20 protein-coding genes are annotated in these 18,501 nt (G+C 70.2%); 13 read left to right on the forward strand and 7 right to left on the reverse strand.

Annotated features, from left to right (window positions below; genetic code table 11):
* The first annotated feature begins 22 nt into the window (after positions 1–22).
* From AU195_RS17855 to AU195_RS17890, 8 genes are all read left to right on the forward strand, one after another.
* Positions 23–727 (forward strand): NIPSNAP family protein, encoded by a 705-nt coding sequence (locus tag AU195_RS17855; RefSeq protein ID WP_157531172.1) that lies wholly within the window; start codon positions 23–25, stop codon positions 725–727.
* Positions 728–789: 62 nt separating this feature from the next.
* A complete protein-coding gene (locus AU195_RS17860; protein WP_502687357.1) occupies positions 790–1,980 on the forward strand; it encodes a cytochrome P450 in 1,191 nt (396 codons plus the stop codon).
* A gap of 1 nt (position 1,981) precedes the next feature.
* Positions 1,982–2,950: a zinc-binding dehydrogenase gene (locus AU195_RS17865; protein WP_059160381.1), complete on the forward strand. Its 969-nt coding sequence runs from the start codon at positions 1,982–1,984 to the stop codon at positions 2,948–2,950.
* The gene (locus tag AU195_RS17870) at positions 2,947–3,738 is read left to right on the forward strand and encodes an HpcH/HpaI aldolase family protein (protein WP_059160382.1); all 792 of its coding nucleotides are present in this window, start codon (positions 2,947–2,949) and stop codon (positions 3,736–3,738) included. The genes AU195_RS17865 and AU195_RS17870 overlap by 4 nt, the downstream gene beginning before the upstream one ends.
* On the forward strand, positions 3,735–4,457 hold the full coding sequence (locus AU195_RS17875; RefSeq protein ID WP_059160383.1) for an SDR family NAD(P)-dependent oxidoreductase: 723 nt from the start codon (positions 3,735–3,737) through the stop codon (positions 4,455–4,457). The genes AU195_RS17870 and AU195_RS17875 overlap by 4 nt, the downstream gene beginning before the upstream one ends.
* A complete protein-coding gene (locus tag AU195_RS17880) occupies positions 4,454–5,968 on the forward strand; it encodes a flavin-containing monooxygenase (protein WP_059160384.1) in 1,515 nt (504 codons plus the stop codon). Before AU195_RS17875 ends, AU195_RS17880 begins: the two co-directional genes overlap by 4 nt.
* A gap of 26 nt (positions 5,969–5,994) precedes the next feature.
* The gene (locus AU195_RS17885) at positions 5,995–6,393 is read left to right on the forward strand and encodes a hypothetical protein (protein ID WP_059160385.1); all 399 of its coding nucleotides are present in this window, start codon (positions 5,995–5,997) and stop codon (positions 6,391–6,393) included.
* Position 6,394: 1 nt separating this feature from the next.
* Complete coding sequence (locus AU195_RS17890; protein WP_059160386.1) at positions 6,395–7,327, forward strand: alpha/beta hydrolase; 933 nt, start codon at positions 6,395–6,397, stop codon at positions 7,325–7,327.
* Here the strand turns inward: AU195_RS17890 and AU195_RS17895 are convergent.
* Positions 7,269–7,784 (reverse strand): polyketide cyclase, encoded by a 516-nt coding sequence (locus AU195_RS17895; RefSeq protein ID WP_059160448.1) that lies wholly within the window; start codon positions 7,782–7,784, stop codon positions 7,269–7,271. The genes AU195_RS17890 and AU195_RS17895 overlap by 59 nt on opposite strands.
* Before the next feature lie 82 nt (positions 7,785–7,866).
* On the opposite strand from AU195_RS17895, the gene AU195_RS17900 reads away from it, so the two are divergent.
* Entirely contained in the window at positions 7,867–9,054 is a 1,188-nt protein-coding gene (locus AU195_RS17900) for an acyl-CoA dehydrogenase family protein (protein ID WP_059160387.1), read from the forward strand.
* Between the two features lie 2 nt (positions 9,055–9,056).
* Here the strand turns inward: AU195_RS17900 and AU195_RS17905 are convergent, their stop codons facing one another.
* A complete protein-coding gene (locus tag AU195_RS17905; RefSeq protein ID WP_172800626.1) occupies positions 9,057–9,989 on the reverse strand; it encodes an LLM class flavin-dependent oxidoreductase in 933 nt (310 codons plus the stop codon).
* A 128-nt stretch (positions 9,990–10,117) separates the two neighbouring features.
* Here AU195_RS17905 and AU195_RS17910 point away from each other — a divergent pair, with 128 nt between their 5' ends.
* Positions 10,118–11,038 (forward strand): LLM class F420-dependent oxidoreductase, encoded by a 921-nt coding sequence (locus AU195_RS17910; protein ID WP_059160389.1) that lies wholly within the window; start codon positions 10,118–10,120, stop codon positions 11,036–11,038.
* Here AU195_RS17910 and AU195_RS17915 read toward each other — a convergent pair.
* Positions 11,022–11,708 carry a DUF427 domain-containing protein gene (locus AU195_RS17915; RefSeq protein ID WP_059160390.1) on the reverse strand — a complete coding sequence of 229 codons (687 nt, stop codon included), beginning with the start codon at positions 11,706–11,708 and terminating at the stop codon, positions 11,022–11,024. The two genes, AU195_RS17910 and AU195_RS17915, sit on opposite strands and share 17 nt — an antisense overlap.
* Before the next feature lie 171 nt (positions 11,709–11,879).
* On the opposite strand from AU195_RS17915, the gene AU195_RS17920 reads away from it, so the two are divergent.
* The 3 genes from AU195_RS17920 (at position 11,880) to AU195_RS17930 (ending at position 15,311) form a co-directional block, all read left to right on the forward strand.
* Complete coding sequence (locus tag AU195_RS17920; protein WP_059160391.1) at positions 11,880–13,316, forward strand: WS/DGAT/MGAT family O-acyltransferase; 1,437 nt, start codon at positions 11,880–11,882, stop codon at positions 13,314–13,316.
* Complete coding sequence (locus AU195_RS17925) at positions 13,313–14,668, forward strand: FAD-binding oxidoreductase (RefSeq protein ID WP_059160392.1); 1,356 nt, start codon at positions 13,313–13,315, stop codon at positions 14,666–14,668. The genes AU195_RS17920 and AU195_RS17925 overlap by 4 nt, the downstream gene beginning before the upstream one ends.
* A 70-nt stretch (positions 14,669–14,738) precedes the next feature.
* Positions 14,739–15,311, forward strand: a complete 573-nt coding sequence (locus AU195_RS17930) for a hypothetical protein (protein WP_059160393.1) — start codon at positions 14,739–14,741, stop codon at positions 15,309–15,311.
* On the opposite strand, the gene AU195_RS17935 is transcribed toward AU195_RS17930, so the two are convergent.
* From AU195_RS17935 to AU195_RS17950, 4 genes are all read right to left on the reverse strand, one after another.
* On the reverse strand, positions 15,308–15,562 hold the full coding sequence (locus AU195_RS17935) for a DUF2631 domain-containing protein (protein WP_059160394.1): 255 nt from the start codon (positions 15,560–15,562) through the stop codon (positions 15,308–15,310). The genes AU195_RS17930 and AU195_RS17935 overlap by 4 nt on opposite strands.
* 74 nt (positions 15,563–15,636) lie before the next feature.
* A complete protein-coding gene (locus AU195_RS17940; RefSeq protein WP_059160395.1) occupies positions 15,637–16,974 on the reverse strand; it encodes a cryptochrome/photolyase family protein in 1,338 nt (445 codons plus the stop codon).
* A 138-nt stretch (positions 16,975–17,112) separates the two neighbouring features.
* Positions 17,113–17,709, reverse strand: coding sequence for a fasciclin domain-containing protein (locus tag AU195_RS17945; RefSeq protein WP_059160396.1), 597 nt, complete (start codon positions 17,707–17,709; stop codon positions 17,113–17,115).
* A 56-nt stretch (positions 17,710–17,765) separates the two neighbouring features.
* Positions 17,766–18,449: a fasciclin domain-containing protein gene (locus AU195_RS17950; protein ID WP_059160449.1), complete on the reverse strand. Its 684-nt coding sequence runs from the start codon at positions 18,447–18,449 to the stop codon at positions 17,766–17,768.
* Between the last annotated feature and the right edge of the window lie 52 nt (positions 18,450–18,501).

Below are 18,501 nucleotides of genomic sequence, written 5' to 3' on the forward strand. Positions count from 1 at the left end.
CCACCTGCGGCGTTGGCGCGCCATGAAGAAGTACTACAGCCATACGCTGCTGTATCTCCACGAGACGATCGCACTGGGTTCGGGGCGACGTGAACAGTTTCTCGAGGTGTTCGACGCTGTCTACCACCCGATGATGGCCGACCTCGGGGCGCGGTTGTTCGCGATCTGGGAGGCCACGCCCTACAACGGGCACTGGCCGCAGGTTACGGTCATCTGGGAGATCGACGCATTCGCCGACTATGCCCGCATCGGCAAGGCGCAACGGGCGGGCGGGAGCCATGCCGACGCCGCCGCCACATGGTCGCGATACCTGTCCGGGACCGGTGCCTCGGGGGAGGGTCGGATCATGTACGCCGGCCGCAGCAACCGCACGCTCGCCGAACTCCGCGAGGCGAATGTCGGTGCGGGACTGGTGATCCAGGAGATCATGCAGACCAAACCCGGCCGCCAGGACGATTACATCCGTGAGCTGGAACGCCTCTACGTGCCGTGGTCGGAGCGCACCGGTAAGCGCTGGCTCGGATCGTTCATCACCACGTTCCGGTTCAACGAGGTCATCCACTACTGGGCGCTCGACGGGGACTGGGACTGCTTCGAGAACCACTATCCGTCGTGGAAGGACAGCCCGCCCGCCGAGATCGTCACCTGGATGAGCGTCGCCCCGGCGCTGCGCGACGGCTGGGAGGACTCGATCCTGCAAGCGCTACCGCCGTCCCCGCTGCAGTGAACGCCGGCTGGAGGACACCAGTGATGCACCAGTTCTCGTACGATCCGTTCGATGCTGCCGTGATGGCCGACCCTCTGCCGTTCTATCGCACACTGCGCGACGAGCACCCGCTCTACTACGTCGAGAAGTGGGACACCTACGCGCTCTCGCGGTTCGAGGACATCTGGCGGGTTCTCGAGGTCAACGACGGGACGTTCGTCGCGTCGGAGGGCACCCTGCCGTCGACCGCGGTGCTGGCCACCCACAACACGGGGCCGGTGCCGGATCCGCCCCTGTCGCCCATGCCGTTCCACGCCAACTTCGACGCCCCGGTCTACACCGACGTGCGGCGGTGCACCTCGGGCCAGTTCCGTCCCAGGTCGGTGAGCCGGCTGGCCGACCGGATCCGCGAGTTGGCCAACGAGCGGCTCGACGAACTGCTACCGCGGGGGCGGTTCGACCTCACCCAGGACTACGGCGGGATCGTCGCCGCATCCATGGTCTGCGAATTGATCGGACTGCCAACCGAACTCGCCGCCGACGTGCTGGCCACCGTCAACGCAGGCAGCCTGGCCCAGCCCGGCAGCGGCGTCGAGGTCGCCAACGCCAGGCCCGGCTATCTCGAGTACCTGACCCCGCTCGTCGAGCGCAGGCGTGCCGACCGCTCCGGTGACGACATGCCGATCGTCGACTCGCTGCTCGACTACCACAAACCCGACGGCACCCCGCTGACCGACATGGAGGCCGCGGTGCAGATGCTCGGGGTCTTCATCGGCGGAACCGAGACCGTACCGAAGATCGTCGCGCACGGGCTGTGGGAACTCGGGCGGCGCCCCGACCAACTGGCACAGGTGCGCGCCGATCCGGCGGCCCACGTGCCGGTGGCGCGCGAGGAGATGATCCGGTACTGCGCACCCGCGCAGTGGTTCGCGCGCACGCTGCGTAAGCCGTTCACGATCCACGACACCACGATCGAACCCGGCCAGCGCATCATCACCCTGCTGGCGTCGGCCAACCGCGACGAGCGGGAGTACCCGGACCCCGACGAATTCGTGTGGAACCGGCGGATCGACCGTCTGCTGGCTTTCGGACGCGGGCAGCATTTCTGCCTCGGGGTGCACCTGGCGCGTCTGGAGATCGGCATCATGGTGACCGAATGGCTCAGGCGGGTCGCCGATTTCGCGGTCGACACCGAAAACGCCGCGCGGCCCCCGTCGAGCTTTCAGTGGGGTTGGAACAGTCTCCCCGTCGAGGTTCAGGCGGGGGGCGTCTGACATGTGGGCGTATCGACTGGTTGCGCCGTACACCTTCGAGAGGCTGGATCTGCCCGCACCGGCCGCGGAAGGCCTCGGCGACGGACAGGTGCTCCTGCGGTTCCTGTGCGCCGGCATCTGCGGTAGCGACCTGCCCGGCTTCCGCGGCGCCAAGGGACGGCTGCCGGGCGACACCGGAATGAGCGCCGCGGAGATGAACGGCTTCCCGATCCACGAGGTCGTCGGAGAGGTGACGGGGAGCAGGCACCCCGCACACCACCGGGGTGACCTTGTGGTCGGGTGGGCGTCGGGGTTCGACGGCCTGATGGAGTTCGTCGTGGCCGACGGCGACGGACTCGCCGCGTACGACCCCGCGCTGCCGCCGCATCACGCCGTCGCGCTGCAACCGCTGGCCTGCGTGCTCTACGCGGTCGAACAACTTCCCGACCTGCGCGGCAGGCACGTCGCGGTGATCGGCCAGGGGTCGATCGGGCTGCTGTTCTCCTATCTGGCGAAAGCTCGAGGTGCCGAACGCGTCACGGGTGTCGACCCGGTCGATCGCGCCGCGGTGGGGCCCGCGTTCGGTGTCGACACCGTCGTCCGCGCGACCAGTGACCGCTGGGTCGGCCACCTCGACGCCGCGGACAGGCCCGATGTGGTGATCGAAGCCGTCGGCCATCAGGTGGCCACCCTCAACCACGCGATCGAGGCGGTCGCCTTCGGCGGGACCGTGTTCTATTTCGGTGTCGCCGACGACGACGCCTACCCGATCAGTATGCGAATGATGCTGCGCAACAACCTCACGCTGAAATCCGGTGTGACGCTGGAACGGCGCCGGATGCTCACCGCGGCAGGCGACTTCGTCCGCGAGCATCCCGACCTGCTGCCCACCTACGTCACCCACACCTTCGGGGTCGACGACGTCCAGGCCGCCTTCGAACTGGCCTGCCGACCGACCCCCGACCGGGTCAAGATCGCGATCACCGGATGAACCCCCGCGGCAGACTGCGGGACGCCCTCGACGAGAAGGCGCCCGTGTTCGGCGGCTGGGTCGTCGGCCCGACCGCGACCGGACCCGAAGCGTTCGCCGCCGCCGGCTATGACTACCTCGGGATCGACTGCCAGCACGGCTATCTCGGCGACGCCGGCGCCGCGGCGATGCTGCGCGGGCTCGAGCACCTGCCGATCGCCACCGTCGTGCGGCTGCCCACCGCCGACGCCGCACCGATCGGACGGGTACTGGACGCCGGTGCCGACGCGGTCGTCATCGCCATGGTGGAGTCGGCGGACGAGGCGGCGGCCGCGGTCGCCGCCACCCGCTACCCGCCGTCGGGGGTCCGCAGTTACGGGCCACTGCGCCCCAGCCTCGGCCACAACACGGCCGACCTCCAGAACAGGGCGGACGTGTTCGCGATGATCGAGACCACGCAGGGGCTCTCGGCCGTGGGCGACATCTGTGCGGTGCCCGGCTTGGGCGGCCTGTACGTCGGGCCGGCCGATCTGGCCATCTCGATGGGCTACGGGCCGACATCGGCGTGGCGCGAGCCGGAGGTGCGGAATGCGATGACGCACATCGCCGCCGCCGCGGCCGCCGCAGGCGTCGTCCCCGGTGTGCACGCGGGCAGCGGCGCGGTCGGAAAGGACGCGGTCGATATGGGATTTCGGATGATCACGCTCGCCTCGGAATCGCAGGCGCTGCGGCGCGGCGCCGCGGCGCACCTCGCGGAGGCGAGGTCCACCGCACCGCAGGCTTCCCCGACGAGCGGGGGCTACCAGTGACCCGGGTGGCCCTGGTGACGGGCGCCGCGCGCGGGCAGGGCGCGGCGATCGTGGCCCGCCTCCACGCCGACGGCTTCCGCGTGGCCGCCTGCGACGTCCGCGTCGACGAACTGCGTTCGGCTGTCGCGGATCTCGGCGACGACGTGCTCGCGCTCGAACTCGACGTCACCTCGCCGCAGCAGTGGTCGGCCGCCGTGGCCGCCACCGTCGATCGGTTCGGCGCACTCACCGCGCTGGTGAACAACGCCGGCGTCCTGCACCGCGCGGCGATCGCCGACGAGACCCCGGCCGGCTTCGAGAACAGTTGGCGGGTCAACTGCCTCGGCCCGTTCCTCGGCATCCAGGCGGCGGTGGAGCATCTGAAGGCCGCCGACGGCGCCGCGATCGTCAACACGTGCAGCACGGGGGCGATGCGGCCGTTCCCGCACCACGCCGCGTACGGCTCCTCGAAATGGGCGCTGCGCGGGCTCACCCAGATCGTCGCCGCCGAACTCGCGCCCTCCGGCATCCGGGTCAACGCCGTGTTCCCCGGACCGGTCGAGACGCCGATGCTCGACCAGGTCACCCAGACCCGCCTGGCGGCCAGGGCGGTACTCGGCCGAATCGGCAGACCGGTCGAGATCGCCGATGCCGTCGCGTTCCTGGTCTCGGACCAGGCCTCGTTCATCACCGGATCCGAACTCGTCGTCGACGGCGGCCAGACCCTGCAGATCGGATGAGTGCATTGGCGAAATCGTTGTCCGTGGGCATCATCGGGGCAGGCCCGGGCGGGCTCGCACTCGGGATCTTCCTCAAGAAGGCGGGTTTCGACGACTTCACGATCTTCGACCGCGAGGACGGCGTCGGCGGCACCTGGCGCATCAACACCTATCCGGGCCTGGCGTGCGACGTCAAGTCTCACCTGTACTCGTACTCCTTCGACCTCAACGCCAACTGGTCGCGGCTGTGGTCGGCGCAACCGGAGATCCTCGAGTACTTCGAGACCTGCGCCCGCCGCCACGAACTGGGGCCGCACCTGGAACTGCGGACCGAGATCGTCTCCGCCGGGTGGGATCCCGCGTCGAGGACGTGGGAACTGCACACCGCCGACGGGCGGCAGTACCGCTTCGATGTGATGGTCTCCGCGGTGGGCATGTTCACCCGGCCGGTGATGCCGGACCTGGTGGAGGAGGAACCGTTCACCGGCGTGGTGATGCACACCGCCCGGTGGGACCATTCGGTGGATCTGGCTGGGGTTCGGGTGGCCGTGCTCGGCACCGGTTCCACCGCCGCGCAGCTGATTCCCGAAGTCGCCAAGGTCGCCGCCAAGGTGTACTCGGTGCAGCGGTCGCCGACCTGGATCCTGCCCAAACCCGACCGCCCGTACACCGACCGCGAGAAATGGCTCTTCGCCCATGTCCCGTTCGCCAAGCGGGTGTACCGGACGAGGCTGTGGTTGCGCAGCGAGCGCAACATCTCCGTGATCGAGAACGGCAGCGACAAGACGCAGGAGTTCACGGGCATCGCCACCCGCGTCCTCGAGGCGACCGTGCCGGACGAGGAGTTGCGGCGCAAGCTGACCCCCACACACCCGTTGGGCTGCAAGCGGTTGGTGTTCGCCACCGATTACCTCGAGGCGCTGACCCGACCGAACGTCGAGGTGGTGTCCAGCGCGGCCCGGGCGCTGCGACAACGGTCTCTGGTGACCGAGGACGGCACCGAACTCGACGTCGACGTGGTGCTATGCGCCACCGGCTACGCCGCGGCCGACTACCTGGGCCAGATCGAGATCACCGGCGAGGACGGGACACTGCGCGACACGTGGCGGGACGGCGCCTACGCGTATCTGGGGATGGCGGTGCCGGGCTTCCCGAACTTCTTCATGCTCTACGGGCCCAACACGAACGTCGGGTCCAACAGCGTCATCTTCATCCTCGAGGCCCAGGCCCGCTACATCGTGCGCGCGCTCGAACACATGCGCCGCCGCCGGCGGTCGTATCTCGCCGTGCGGCCCCGGACGATGGTCGAGTTCATCGACAAGATCGACTCTTGGATGGTGGGCACCGTGTGGACGACGCGGTGCAGCAACTACTTCCGTGCCGCCAACGGACGTGTGGTCACCCAGTGGCCACGCAGCGCCCGCGCGTTCTGGACGATGACACGGCGGTTCCGCCCCGGCGACTACACCTTCGACCCACCCGCACACGTCCCGGCCATCGCCGTGCGGACGCACACGATGGCAGACCGATGACCGACCACCCGAGGAGCACACCACCGATGACCACCACCGCCAGCGCCCACACCTCACGCCGCATCCAGGGCGTCATGGGGTTTCTCATGCTGATCGTCGGCATCGTCGGCACGGTGTCACCCCAACGCCTGAGCAACACGTCCGCCCCGCGGAAGGGCGACCGCGCGGGCGCCGCCGAGCGCAACCACCTGACCCAGATGTACGCCATGCGGGAAGCAGCACTGGGCGCGATCCTGCTCAGCGGTGGGGGCGCCAAGCCGGCGCTGGCGGCCACGGTCGGCCTCACCGCGGTCGAGGTGATCACCGGTCTGGGTTCGCCCGCCCTGGACCGCCGATCCCGGATCACCACCGCGGTCACCGCGTCGACGTTCGGTGCGGCCGCGGCGTACGCGCTGTCCGGCGCGGGCCGGGGCGGCTCACGCTGACATGACGGCCCTCGAGGCCGCGGCCCGCCTCGACCCCGCGCTGCGGCGGTTCGCCGCCGCGCGCACCGACCTGTCACCGGAGATGCTGCCCGCCGTGCGGCAGTCCCTCGACAGCCGGCGCGCCGAAGCGGCGGCAGCACTCGACACGACCGGTGTCGACATCAGCGGGGCGACAGCACGATTCGGGCGGGCGTCGGTCGGGGTCAGGATTTACCGCGGCGGGCCGTCCCCGGCGCCCGCGGTGGTGTACTGCCACTCCGGCGCGTTCGTGCTGGGCAATCTCGACACCGACCATCGGCAGTGCGTCGAGTTCGCGCGGCGCGCGGAGTGCACCGTGATCTCGGTCGACTACCGGCTAGCACCCGAATATCGGCATCCCGCCGCCTTCGACGACGTGCTGACGGCGCTGCGCTGGGTGGCCACCGAAGCCATCGGGCTGCAGGTGGATCCGTTACGGATCGCCGTCGCCGGCAGCAGCGCCGGGGGAGCGCTGGCCGCGCTGCTGGCGCAGGCTTCGGCGGCGGGCGCCGCGCCGCCCGTGGTGTTCCAGCTGCTGCACCAGCCGGTGCTCGACGACCGTCCCACGGCGTCGCGGCGGGAGTTCGCCACCACCCCGGGGTTCGACGGTCCCGCGGTCGAGCAGATGTGGCGGCACTACGTCCCAGTCGGCGCGGATCCCGCGACGGTGGCACCCGCCCGCAGATTCGACCTCACCGGGTTGGCGTCGGCCTTCATCAGCTGCTCGGAACTCGACCCGCTACGCGACGAAGCGCTGGACTACGCGCAGCGACTGCTCGGCGCCGGCGTGGCGACCGAGCTGCACGTGTCCGCAGGCACTTGCCACGGTTTCGACTCGCTGCTGCCGGACTGGGAGCTCAGCCGACAGTTGTTCGCGCTCCAGGGGGCGGCCCTGCGGCGGGCGCTGCACCGCTGAGTTCCCGCGCGACCGCGGCGTGGTACCGATCGATGTTGGCGGGGTTGACGATACGGAAGAACCCGTCGGGCATCGGGGCGTCCTTCGGCGCCTCGATCGTCATCGTCCGGCGGAACAGCGTGACGTCCACACCGGGGCGGGAGAACTGGTACTCGACGGTGATCCGGCCGTCCATCCCGCCGTTGCCGTCGCGGTCGTGGCCGAGGCGCCCCACCGAGGTGAACACCCATTGGCGCGGGCGGACGGCCATGGCGAGCTGCCAGGTGAAGATCCGGTCGCTGTCGGGTCCGCCCTCCTCCCACGTGTCGCCGACCTGAAGGGGGAGGTTCTCGAGCCGGCCGACGTAGCTGCTGCCGGGGTAGGTCTTGGTCCAGTTCGCGGGGTTGGTGACGAAGTCGTAGATCACCTCGGGCGCATGGCTGTACGCGGTGTCCGAACTGGTGGTGACGATGCCCAACGGCCTGCCTCCCTGTGCGGCGCCCACACCGGCGCGGTGGGATCACCTTTACAGATCGACGAGCGAATGTCACGCTTCGGAGATGGACTTCTCCGTTGTCGAACTGTCCGACGAGGACCGCGCCTTCCAACGCGAACTCCGAGAGTTCCTGAGCGCCGTCGTGACCGAGGAGGTGCTCGCGCGCGACCGGGAGACGGGCGAGAACTTCGACGAGGGGGTGCACCTGGCCTTGGGTGAGGCGGGGTATCTCGCCGCGGACTACCGCGGGGAGGCCGACGGCGGGTTCACGGCGGTACGCAGGCGGATCTGGGAGCTGGAGATCGGCCGGGCGCACACGCCCTGGTTCCACTGGGGCACCACCGCGATGGTGGCCCACACGGTCGAACGGTTCGCCTCGCCGGAACTCAGGGACGAGGTGCTGCCCGGCGTCCTGTCCGGCCGGTTGCGGTTGTGCCTGGGCTACACCGAACCCGAAGGCGGTTCCGATGTGGCCACCTGCAAGACCAGGGCGGTACGCGAAGCGGATGGATCGAGTTGGATTGTCAACGGCTCGAAGATGTTCACCTCCAACGCCCACAACGCGCACTACGTCTTCCTCATCACCAACACCGACCCGGCGGCGCCGAAACACCGCAGCCTCACCATGTTCCTCGTCCCGCTCGACGCCCCGGGCGTCGAGATCCAGGCTCTGCGCACCGTTGACGGCGACCGGACGAACATCACCTACTACAGCGACGTCCGAATCAGCGACCGGTACCGCGTCGGCGACGTCAACGCCGGGTGGTCCGTGCTCCGGGGCGCCCTCGACGTCGAACACGGCACGGTGGAGCGCGACGACGACGGCCTGCAGAAGATCGCGGTGATGACCGAGCACATCACGTTGATGGCCGAAGCGGTGGACGCGGTCGCGGCCGCGGTCGCCACGCCCGATGCGACAGGCCGCCGGCCCGTAGACGACCGCTCCGTGGCCTACCGGTTGGGCCGCGGCATCGCCCGCATGGAGGCGGCCATGAGCACCCCCGAGATGTTCGGCCGGGTGGCGAACGCCCAGACGATGCGCGAGGTGTCCCCGGACCTGATGGACATCCTGGGCGCGGCCGGCGGGTTACCGCCCGACGCCGCGGGAGCAGCCGCCGGCGGCGGAGCGGAATACGTCTTCCGGCTCGCCGGGCCCACCGGCATCTACGGCGGCACACTCGAGGTGTTCCGCAACATGATCGCTCAGCACGCGCTCGGTCTCGGCCGGCCCGCCTACTCGCCGCCGCGCTGACGTCACAGGCGCGCGATCACCTGCTCGGCCAGCAGGTCGAGGGTCTGGTCGGAGGCCCGGTCATGGGTGAAGAGCACCACCTGGCCGAAGCCGAGGTCCGCGAGTTCGCGCAGCCGGTCGACGATCGCCGGTGCGGTGCCGATCAGTCCGCCCTCGTGCAGGCCGAATCCGGGCCCACCGAACCGTTTCTCGGCAACCCGGCGTACCTCGGGCAGCGACGCGTCGTCCGGGGCGAGTGCCATCACCAGCTCGACCGACATCACGATCGTGTCGGGGTCGCGGCCGACGTCGGCGCAGACACCGCGCAGCACCTCGGCCTTGTGCCGCAGGTCGCCGAGTGCGTACGTCGGCACGTTCCACACGTCGGCGTAGCGGGCGACCAACGGCAGTGTGTACTTCTCACCGACCCCGCCCACGACGATCGGTGGCCGGACGCCGTCGGCCGGGCTCGGTGTCACCGGCATGTCGAGGACGCGACAGTGCTTGCCCTGCAGACTGATCCGGCCCCCATCGAAGGCCTGCGTGATGACGTCCAGCGTCTCGGCGAGCCGTTCGGACCGCTCGGCGAACGAGCCCCAGTCCAGACCGGCCCGCCGGTGTTCGTCCTCGATCGATCCGCTCCCGATGCCGAACCAGAACCGTCCGGCGGAGATGTGGTCGAGGGTGGTCGCCATCTTGGCGAGCAGGGCCGGGTGCCGGAACTGGTTGCACAGCACCATGTGTCCCACCCGCAGGCGCTCCGTGCGCGCGAGCAGCGCCGTCGCCAGCGTCCAGGCCTCCAGCGACGGGTACTCCGGCGCGCCCGGTCCGTAGAGGTGGTCGTACAGCCACAGCGATCCGATGCCGAGGGCCTCGCAGCGCACCGCCCGGTGCAGCATGTCCTCGTAGGTGAACCCGATCTGGGGCACGTAGACACCGATGTCCAGTTCCGACATGACCGGCACACTCCCACCTCGGCGAAAGTGAGCTTCGCCGTCACGGAGAATCGTATTCTCATGATCGGGCCGGCACAACGATGCCGGTGGTCCGCCCGCAGGAGCGAGGAGCGCAACCGTCGATGAGCATGCAGTTCACGTTCACCCATCCGATGCACACCCATCCGTACAACCCCGAACTGGTGACCGGTGACGGGGTGGCGGCGGTCGCGGTGGCGGCCGAGGCCGCCGGATTCGCCGGGTTCGGGTTCACCGATCACCCGGCGCCCAGCCAGCGCTGGCTCGACGCCGGCGGTCACGACGCGCTCGACCCCTTCGTCGCGATGGGTTACGCGGCGGCCCGCACCACCACCCTGCGACTGATCCCGAACATCGTGGTGCTGCCGTATCGCAATCCGTTCGTGGTGGCGAAATCCGGTGCGACGCTGGACCTGTTGTCCGGCGGGCGGTTCACCCTGGCCGTCGGGGTCGGGTACCTCAAACGTGAGTTCGCCGCACTCGGCGTCGACTACGACGAACGTGCCGACCTCTTCACCGAGGCGCTGTCGGTGATTCGCGCTGTGTGGACGTCCGACGACGTGTCGTTCGAGGGCCGCCACTTCACCGCCAAGGGCATCACCGCCCACCCCCGGCCGCTCAGTGCCCCGCACCCGCCGATCTGGGTCGGCGGCAACACCGCCGCGGCGCGCGACCGGGCCGTGACGTTCGGCGACGGGTGGTGCCCCTTCCCGGCGCCCGCGGTGCTGGCGCAGACCGCACGTACCGCGGCCCTCGACTCGGTGGAGCGACTCGGCCGGGCGATCGACGATCTGCGCCGCCGGTGCGATGCCGCGGGTCGCGATCCGGCCACGCTGGACGTCACGTTCACCAACCTCGGCGGCGGCGATCCGGGCAGCGACGACTTCGACCCCGACCGCTACCTCGAGAAAGCGGCGGCACTCGAGCGTCTGGGCGTCACCTGGCTCCAGGTCACCGTCCCCGGCGACAGCCTCGCCCACGCGCGGGAGGTGATCGAGCGGTTCGGCACGCAGGTCATCGCGCAGCGCTGAGCGGCAGCTCGGCCGATACCTCGGCGTGTTCCGGATCGAAGCCGAAAAACCCTGCGATGGAACGGGTTTCGTCGAACGGTTCGCCATACGACCAGGCGACGTCGTCGACGACCGTGCCGTCGACCACCGCCGACCAGTAGGACGCCCAGCCCTTGTAGTTGCAGTAGCTGGTGGTGGTGCTCGGCCGGAGCAGATCGACGCGCACGTGCGCCGGAGCGACGTAGAGCACCGGGGCCAGCGCCGTCTCGAACACCACCACGGTGTCCGAGGTGTCCACCAGCACGGCGCCCCCGACGGTGACGCGCAGCGCGCGGCGCGACGGCCGGCAGTCCACCCGGTGATAGGGGTTCGGCGGGTAGTGGACCAGTTCGCGCCCCTCCTCGAACCAGGTGTCCACGGCATCCCACGGCACGTACACGTACCCGGGCGCCTCGGGCACGGGTGTGGACGGCAGCCCCCCGACGGCGTCGGGCCGGAAGGCATAGCTGAGCGGGTGGTCGCGCCGGTGCACCATGACCACGTCCTCGGTGTCGATCACCGTCCGGCCCGCGGCCACCGCCACCACGCGCCGGGGATGCGGTTCGGCGAAGACCGCGCCGTCAGCCAGGGCGGGCGTGAACCATCCGGCGGGGTCGGCACTGAGGGGACCGCGTCCGGCGGTGAGTGTCATCGCGCTCCTCGGGCGGTTGTCCGGTGGATCGACAAACTACCCCGCCATCGTCGTTCACCGCGAGACCCGGCACGCGGGGTGGCGGCGGCGAGCCTGCCGACGTGACACAGTGTGTGGGACGCGCACGGGTTGGGCACAGTGACAGTGGACGGGCGACGAACGGGGTGGACGGTGAAGCGACTCAACGGCGTCGACGCGTTGATGCTCTACAGCGAGACGCCCGAGATCCACATGCACACGCTCAAGGTCGGCGTGCTCGACGTGTCCGGGGTCTCCGGCGGGTACAGCCGAGAGCTCGTGCGGACCGTGGCGGCGCCACGGCTGCAGGCGCTGCGCCCGCTGCGCCAACAGCTGGTGGACATCCCGGGACGCCTGCACCACCCGATGTGGGTGGAGAACCCGACCATCGACTTCGACTATCACCTGCGCCACGTCGAGATCGCCGCTCCGGGCGGGCGTCGTGAACTCGACGAGCTGATCGGCCGGATCGCCAGCACCCCGCTCGACCGGTCGAAACCGCTGTGGGAGATGTACATCGTGGAGGGGTTGGTGGGCGACCGCATCGCGATCGTGCACAAGGTGCACCACGTCCTGGCCGACGGGGTGGCGTCGGCGAACCAGATGTCTCGGGCCATCTCACCGCAGGGCCCGCAGGTCGACGGCGACGACTCGCCGCACCATCCCGCCCACACCCCGAGCCGGCTGCTGCGTGCGGCCGGTGAGGACCACCTGCGCCAGATCGGCCGGCTGCCCGCGCTGATGCGCGACACCGCGGCAGGAGTGTCGCAGGTGTACCGCAAGGGCAGAGAGCGCGGGGCACATCCGGATCTGGCCCGCAACTTCGCACCGCCGCGCACGTTCCTCAACCACGTCGTCACGCCGGCCCGCCGCTTCGCCACCGCGCCGTTGGCGCTCACCGACGCCAAACAGCTCGCCCGCACCCTGGGCGTCACGCTCAACGACATCGTGCTGGCGACCGCCTCCGGCGCGCTGCGCGAACTGCTGCTGCGCTACGACGGACGGGCCGACGCGCCGCTGATCGCGGGGGTGCCGATCGCGTTCAACACCTCCCCGGACCGGTTGTCGGGCAACGAGTTCTCCTACATGACCCCGTCGCTGCCGGTGCACGTCGACGATCCGCTCGAGCGGGTGCGGTTGACCTCGGTGGCGACCGGGATCGCGAAGGAGAACCACCATCTGCTCGGCCCCACCCTCATCGCGTCGTGGCTCAACTACATGCCGCCCCGCCTGGTCCCGCCGGTCTTCCGGCACCAGGCACGACGGCGTGACTCGAGCATGATCATGAACCTGACCGTCTCCAACGTGCCGGGGCCGCGCGAGCTCGGGCTGGTCGCCGGGGCGTCGGTCGACGAGATCTATTCGGTCGGGCCGCTGGTGGTGGGCAGCGGGATGAACATCACCGTGTGGAGCTACGTCGACCAGTTGAGCATCTCGGTGCTCACGGACGACCGGACCCTCGACGACCCGCACGAGGCGACCGATGCGATGGTGCGGTCCTTCGCCGAGATCCGTGCCGCCGCAGGGATCAGCGCGCCGCTGACCGACGTGCCCGCCGCGCTGCCCCTGGCCGGTGCCGCCCGGCCATGACCGACCACCTGGGCGCCCGGCTGGCCGATCTGGTGGGCGCCGCCCACGTCAGCGCGGACCCCGACGTCCTGGCCGGACGGTGCGTGGACTACACCGGCCGCTACCGCGGCACCGGGTCACTGCTGGTGCGGCCCGGCTCGACCGACGAGGTGGCCGCGGTGCTGACCGCCTGCCGCGACGCCGGTCGCTGCGTGACGGTGCAGGGCGGTCGCACCTCGCTGGTGGCGGGCACCGTCCCCGAACACGGTGACGTGCTGTTGTCGACCGAGCGGCTGACCCGCCTCGGCGACGTCGACACCACCGAGCGACGGATGCGCGCGGGAGCGGGGGCGACGCTGGCGGCGGTGCAGCGGGCGGCCGCCTCGGTGGGTCTGGTCTTCGGCGTCGACCTCGCCGCGCGGGACACCGCGACGATCGGCGGGATGGCGTCGACGAACGCGGGCGGTCTGCGCACCGTGCGCTACGGCAACATGGGCGAGCAGGTTCTGGGCCTGGAGGTGGTGCTCCCGGACGGATCGGTGTTGGTGCGGCACAGCGACGTTCGGCGTGACAACACCGGCTACGACCTCGCCGCGCTCCTCGTCGGCGCCGAGGGGACGCTCGGCGTCATCACGGAGGTGGATCTGCGACTGCATCCCCCCGCGCGCCACCGCGTCACCGCCCTCTGCGGTTTCTCCGACCTCGACGCGCTGGCCTCGGCCGGGCGGACCTTCCGCGACATGTCGGGCATCGCCGCGCTCGAACTCGTCGACGCCCGTGCCGCCGCGCTGGCCGCCGAGCACTTCGACACCCCGGTACCCGTCGAGGGTGATTGGCTGCTGCTGGTCGAACTGGCCGCCGACGTCGATCCCACCGAGCTACTCGCCGATGCGCTGGCCGACGCCCCGCTGTGCGGCGAGCCCGCCGTGGGGGTGGACGCCGCCGCGGCCGGCCGGCTGTGGCAGGTGCGTGAGGCGGTCGCCGACGTCGTCGGGCTGTTCGGACCCCCGCTCAAATTCGATGTGTCGCTTCCGCTTTCGCAGATCAACGCGTTCGCCGAGGATGCCGCGGCCCTGGTGCGCCGACATGCCGCGGACGCCGTCCCCCTGCTGTTCGGCCACGTCGGTGAGGGGAATCTGCACCTGAACGTCCTACGCTGCACCCCCGAGGCCGAACGTGATCTGTACGCGGCGATGATGGCGCTGATCGACGAGCGGGGCGGCAACGTCAGCTCCGAACACGGAGTGGGCACCCGCAAGCGCGACTACCTCGCGATGTCCCGCACCGCGACCGATATCGCGGTCATGCGCGCCATCAAGTCTGCGCTCGACCCGGCGGGCTACCTCAACCCTGCGGTGCTGTTCGGCGACTGAATCGAGACTTTACAGATCCGCTCGATAGTGTCACGCTGGGGCAATCATCCGACGGTGAACGGAGCTGCCCGTGGTGACCCAGTCCCTTCCGCTCGACGATCCGAACCGCCCGGCGCGCGTGGCCGGTGCGACGGCCACCCGGTTGGAGTACCGCCTCGACGTTCTGGGTACCGATGTCGCCGATCTGGTGAGGTTCGCGGGCGGGTGGATGTTCGACCGGGCGATGGCCGGTTGGCGGGTCGACGCGTGGTTGCTCGACGCGACCGACCTGCGCCCGCTGCAGGTGCTGGGCGTGCGGGGTCACCGGCTCGAACCCGGCGTGTGCAGAACCGGTGACGAGCTCCTCGGGGGGCTCGCGGTGTCGGCGAACCTGGCGGAGTCGGACGGACGCGTCCGCGACGAGGTGCGCGGCGTGGTGACGTCCGGACACACCGAGGTGGTGCTGTGGGGCGGGCGCCGGTCCGACGTGTTCGGCGGACGGGCCGAACCGGTGCGATACCGGCTCAGCGCGGCTGCCCGGAGCTTCAAGCGGCACGCGCTGCTGGCAGCGGACTGCCCGCAGATCCGGGTGGACGCGACCGAGTCCCTGGTGTGCGGCGGTTACCGCCCCGTCGACTCCGACCTGGTGAACGAGGGACGCTAGCGGGTCCAGCCGCGCCGGCGCATCCACCAGTCGCGCGCGACCCAGCCGACCAGGAGCGCGGCGAAGCCGATGAGGAAGGCGTCCTCGACGTGGCCCACGTGGTTGCCGCGGAGCATCGTGAGCAGGAACACGGCGCCCAGCAGCAGCGAGATGTGGATGACCCGCGGGTTCTCCTTGCTCCAACCCCATCGCGCGGACGGCACGTCCTCGACGTCGACGCCGGTGTGACGTTCCACCTCGGTGCTGGCCACAGGGTGCTCCTCACGGTCGAATCGAAAACTGGGGAACATTCTGACATACGACGGTGTGTCGTAACCGGCGTGCCCTAGGAGATCTCGGCGTAGCGGCGCAGCGCCTCGGCCCGTTCGGCGGCGTGGTCGACGATCGGGGCGGGGTAGTCCGCGGGGCGCTGGTCGCCCATCTTGTGCACGTCGGCCACCCCCTTCAGTTCGGGCACCCACCGCCGCACGTACGTGCCGTCCGGATCGAACTTCGCCCCCTGCGTCGACGGGTTGAACACCCGGAAGAACGGGGCGGCGTCCGTGCCGCAGCCCGCCGTCCACTGCCACCCGTGCTGGTTGTTGGCCATGTCGCCGTCCACCAACTGCTCGAGGAACCAGCGCGCCCCCCACTGCCACGGCAGGTGCAGATCCTTGACCAGGAACGACGCCACGATCATCCGCACCCGGTTGTGCATCCATCCGATCTCGGCGAGTTGACGCATCCCGGCGTCGACGATCGGGAATCCGGTGCGGCCGCGTTTCCAGGCGTCGAAGCGCTGGTCGGCCACCGCACCCTCGTCGACGCGGATGCCGTCGAAGCCGGTGTTCCAGTTCCACCACACGCTGCGGGGCCACTCGTAGAGCACCGCGGCGTAGAAGTCGCGGAACGCCAATTCCCGCAGGTAGGCCTGGGCGCCCTGGCCTCGCCCGAGGTCGCCGGCCATGGTGCGGGGATGGATCGTGCCGAACTTGAGGTGAGCCGACATCCGGCTGGTGACGTCGAGGTCCGGGCGGTTGCGGTCGTCGGCGTAACCGTCGAGGCCGTCCTCGACGAATTCCTGCCAGTGCCGCACCGCGGCGCGCTCACCCGCGGGGATGTCGAGGGTGGCACCGTCGTCCGGGATCTCGGCCCGCAGATCGCGGCCGCCCAGGTTCGCCGGGTCGATCCACGTCGCCGCGCGCGGTCCGCTCTGGGCGGGCGCGCGCCAACCGTGTTTGCGCCAGGCGTCGAAGAACGGGCTGAACACCTTGTACGGGGTCCCGTCCCCCTTGGTCACCCGCCCGGGTGACACCAGATACGGCGAACCCGACGCGTGCAGGGCGACGCCGCCGAGCGCCTCGCGGACGGCGTCGTCCCGTTGCCGGCCGAACGGCGTGAAGTCGTCCGAGACGTGCACCGCCGACGCGTCGATGCGCTTCGCGAGCGCGGGAATCCGCTCCTCCGGACGGCCCCGGGTCACCAGCAGCCTGCCGTCGAGTTGTTCGCTCAGGTCACGCAGCGCGTCGTGCAGATACTGCAGCCGCCGTGGACCCGCCGACCTGTGCAATCGCGGATCGAGCACGTAGCAGGCGAGCACCTCGCCGTCCCCCTGCGCCGCATCGACGAGGGCAGGCAGATCGCGCAGCCGCAGATCGCGGCGGAACCACAGCACCGTGGGCATGACGGTGGATCTGCCCCGATGCCCGTGCCGGGAAACCCCGGGCCGGTGACGGAACCATGACCGGTCCGCGTCTCCCACCCCGCTGAGAACCGAAAAGGCAGCCCGTCCGGTGCGGACGGGCTGCCCTCTCGGCGGCCGTCAGTTGGCCGGCGGCATCAGCACCGTGTCGATGAGGTACACCGTGGCGTTGGCCGTCTTGACACCACCGCACACCACCGAGGCGTCGTTGACCTTCAGCTCCGCACCGTGGCCGGTGACGTTGACGTCCGCGCCCTGGACCGTCTTGTGCGTGCCGACGACGGCGTCGGGCGCGGCCTGGCCGGGCACCACGTGGTAGGTGAGGATGCTGGTCAGCAGCGGCGCGTCGGTCTTGAGCCGCTCGATCGTGGCGGGATCGATCTTCGCGAACGCCTCATCGGTGGGCGCGAACACCGTGAACTGGCCCCCGTTCAGCGTCTCGACCAGGTTCACCTGCGGGTTCAGTTGTCCCGAAACCGCTTTCGTGAGCGTGGTCAGCAGCGGGTTGTTGGACGCGGCCGTCGCGACCGGATCCATCGCCATGCCCGCGACCGAGCCGGGGCCCTGCGGCACCTGCTGGGCGTAGGCGGCGCAGCCGGGGCCGACCAGGGCGGCCGCCGGATCCGCCTGGGCGGTCGCGGCGGCTCCGAGGGACAACCCGGCGGCGGCGACCGCCGCGAAGCCTGCACCCAGTACGCGATTGATGTTGACGGTCATCGGTTCTCACTCCTTGTGTGTGGGTTGGGATCTACTGCTCGCGGGAAAGGGGTGGGTCAGTTCGCCGGCGGCATCAGGACGGTGTCGATCATGTAGACCGTGGCGTTGGCGGTCTGCACACCGCCGCAGACCAAACCGGCCTCGTTGACCTTCAGTGCCTCACCCTCACCGGAGACGGTGACGTTGGCGCCCTGGACGGTCTTGTGGTCACCGGGCACCTGGTCGGGAGCGGCCTGACCCGGCACCACGTGGTAGGTCAGGATGCTGGTGAGCAGGTCCGAGTCGGTCTTCAGCGTCTCGATGGTGGCCGGGTCGAGCTTGGCGAACGCATCGTCGGTGGGAGCGAACACGGTGAACTCACCGCCGTCGAGGGTGGAGACCAGGTTGACGTTCGGGTTCAACTGGCCGGACAGCGCCTGCGTCAGCGTCTTGAGCATCGGGTTGTTCGACGCCGCCACCGTCACGGGTTCCTGCGACATGCCGGCGACCGAACCCGGCCCGCTGGGCACCTGCTCGGCGTAGGCCGCGCAGCCCGACCCGACGAGGTTGGCGGCGGGATCGGCGGCCGCACTCGACGTCGGCGCCGACGTGGTGGCCGACTCCACGGCCGACGACGCGCTGCTCGACGCGGACGAGGCGGTGTCGCCGGCCTCTTCGCTCGAACACGCCGCGACGCCGAAGATCGCCAGGGCGCTCAGCCCCGCGGCGGCCATGGTCCTGCTCGTGAACGTGGTCTTCATCGACACTGTCTCCTTCATCCGGTGCGGCCGGGTGCCGCCGTCCTCGAAGCGG

This window comes from Mycobacterium sp. IS-1496, assembly GCF_001499995.1.
Lineage (GTDB): Bacteria > Actinomycetota > Actinomycetes > Mycobacteriales > Mycobacteriaceae > Mycobacterium.

Excerpts from the sequence above, each read along its gene's own strand:
- AU195_RS17855 (WP_157531172.1), top strand. The coding sequence starts at position 23 with ATGAAGAAGTACTACAGCCATACGCTGCTGTATCTCCACGAGACGATC.
- AU195_RS17860 (WP_502687357.1), top strand. The coding sequence starts at position 790 with ATGGCCGACCCTCTGCCGTTCTATCGCACACTGCGCGACGAGCACCCG.
- AU195_RS17865 (WP_059160381.1), top strand. The coding sequence starts at position 1,982 with ATGTGGGCGTATCGACTGGTTGCGCCGTACACCTTCGAGAGGCTGGAT.
- AU195_RS17870 (WP_059160382.1), top strand. The coding sequence starts at position 2,947 with ATGAACCCCCGCGGCAGACTGCGGGACGCCCTCGACGAGAAGGCGCCC.
- AU195_RS17880 (WP_059160384.1), top strand. The coding sequence starts at position 4,454 with ATGAGTGCATTGGCGAAATCGTTGTCCGTGGGCATCATCGGGGCAGGC.
- AU195_RS17885 (WP_059160385.1), top strand. The coding sequence starts at position 5,995 with ATGACCACCACCGCCAGCGCCCACACCTCACGCCGCATCCAGGGCGTC.
- AU195_RS17890 (WP_059160386.1), top strand. The coding sequence starts at position 6,395 with ATGACGGCCCTCGAGGCCGCGGCCCGCCTCGACCCCGCGCTGCGGCGG.
- AU195_RS17900 (WP_059160387.1), top strand. The coding sequence starts at position 7,867 with ATGGACTTCTCCGTTGTCGAACTGTCCGACGAGGACCGCGCCTTCCAA.
- AU195_RS17905 (WP_172800626.1), bottom strand. The coding sequence starts at position 9,989 with ATGTCGGAACTGGACATCGGTGTCTACGTGCCCCAGATCGGGTTCACC.
- AU195_RS17910 (WP_059160389.1), top strand. The coding sequence starts at position 10,118 with ATGCAGTTCACGTTCACCCATCCGATGCACACCCATCCGTACAACCCC.
- AU195_RS17915 (WP_059160390.1), bottom strand. The coding sequence starts at position 11,708 with ATGACACTCACCGCCGGACGCGGTCCCCTCAGTGCCGACCCCGCCGGA.
- AU195_RS17925 (WP_059160392.1), top strand. The coding sequence starts at position 13,313 with ATGACCGACCACCTGGGCGCCCGGCTGGCCGATCTGGTGGGCGCCGCC.
- AU195_RS17940 (WP_059160395.1), bottom strand. The coding sequence starts at position 16,974 with ATGCCCACGGTGCTGTGGTTCCGCCGCGATCTGCGGCTGCGCGATCTG.
- AU195_RS17945 (WP_059160396.1), bottom strand. The coding sequence starts at position 17,709 with ATGACCGTCAACATCAATCGCGTACTGGGTGCAGGCTTCGCGGCGGTC.
- AU195_RS17950 (WP_059160449.1), bottom strand. The coding sequence starts at position 18,449 with ATGAAGACCACGTTCACGAGCAGGACCATGGCCGCCGCGGGGCTGAGC.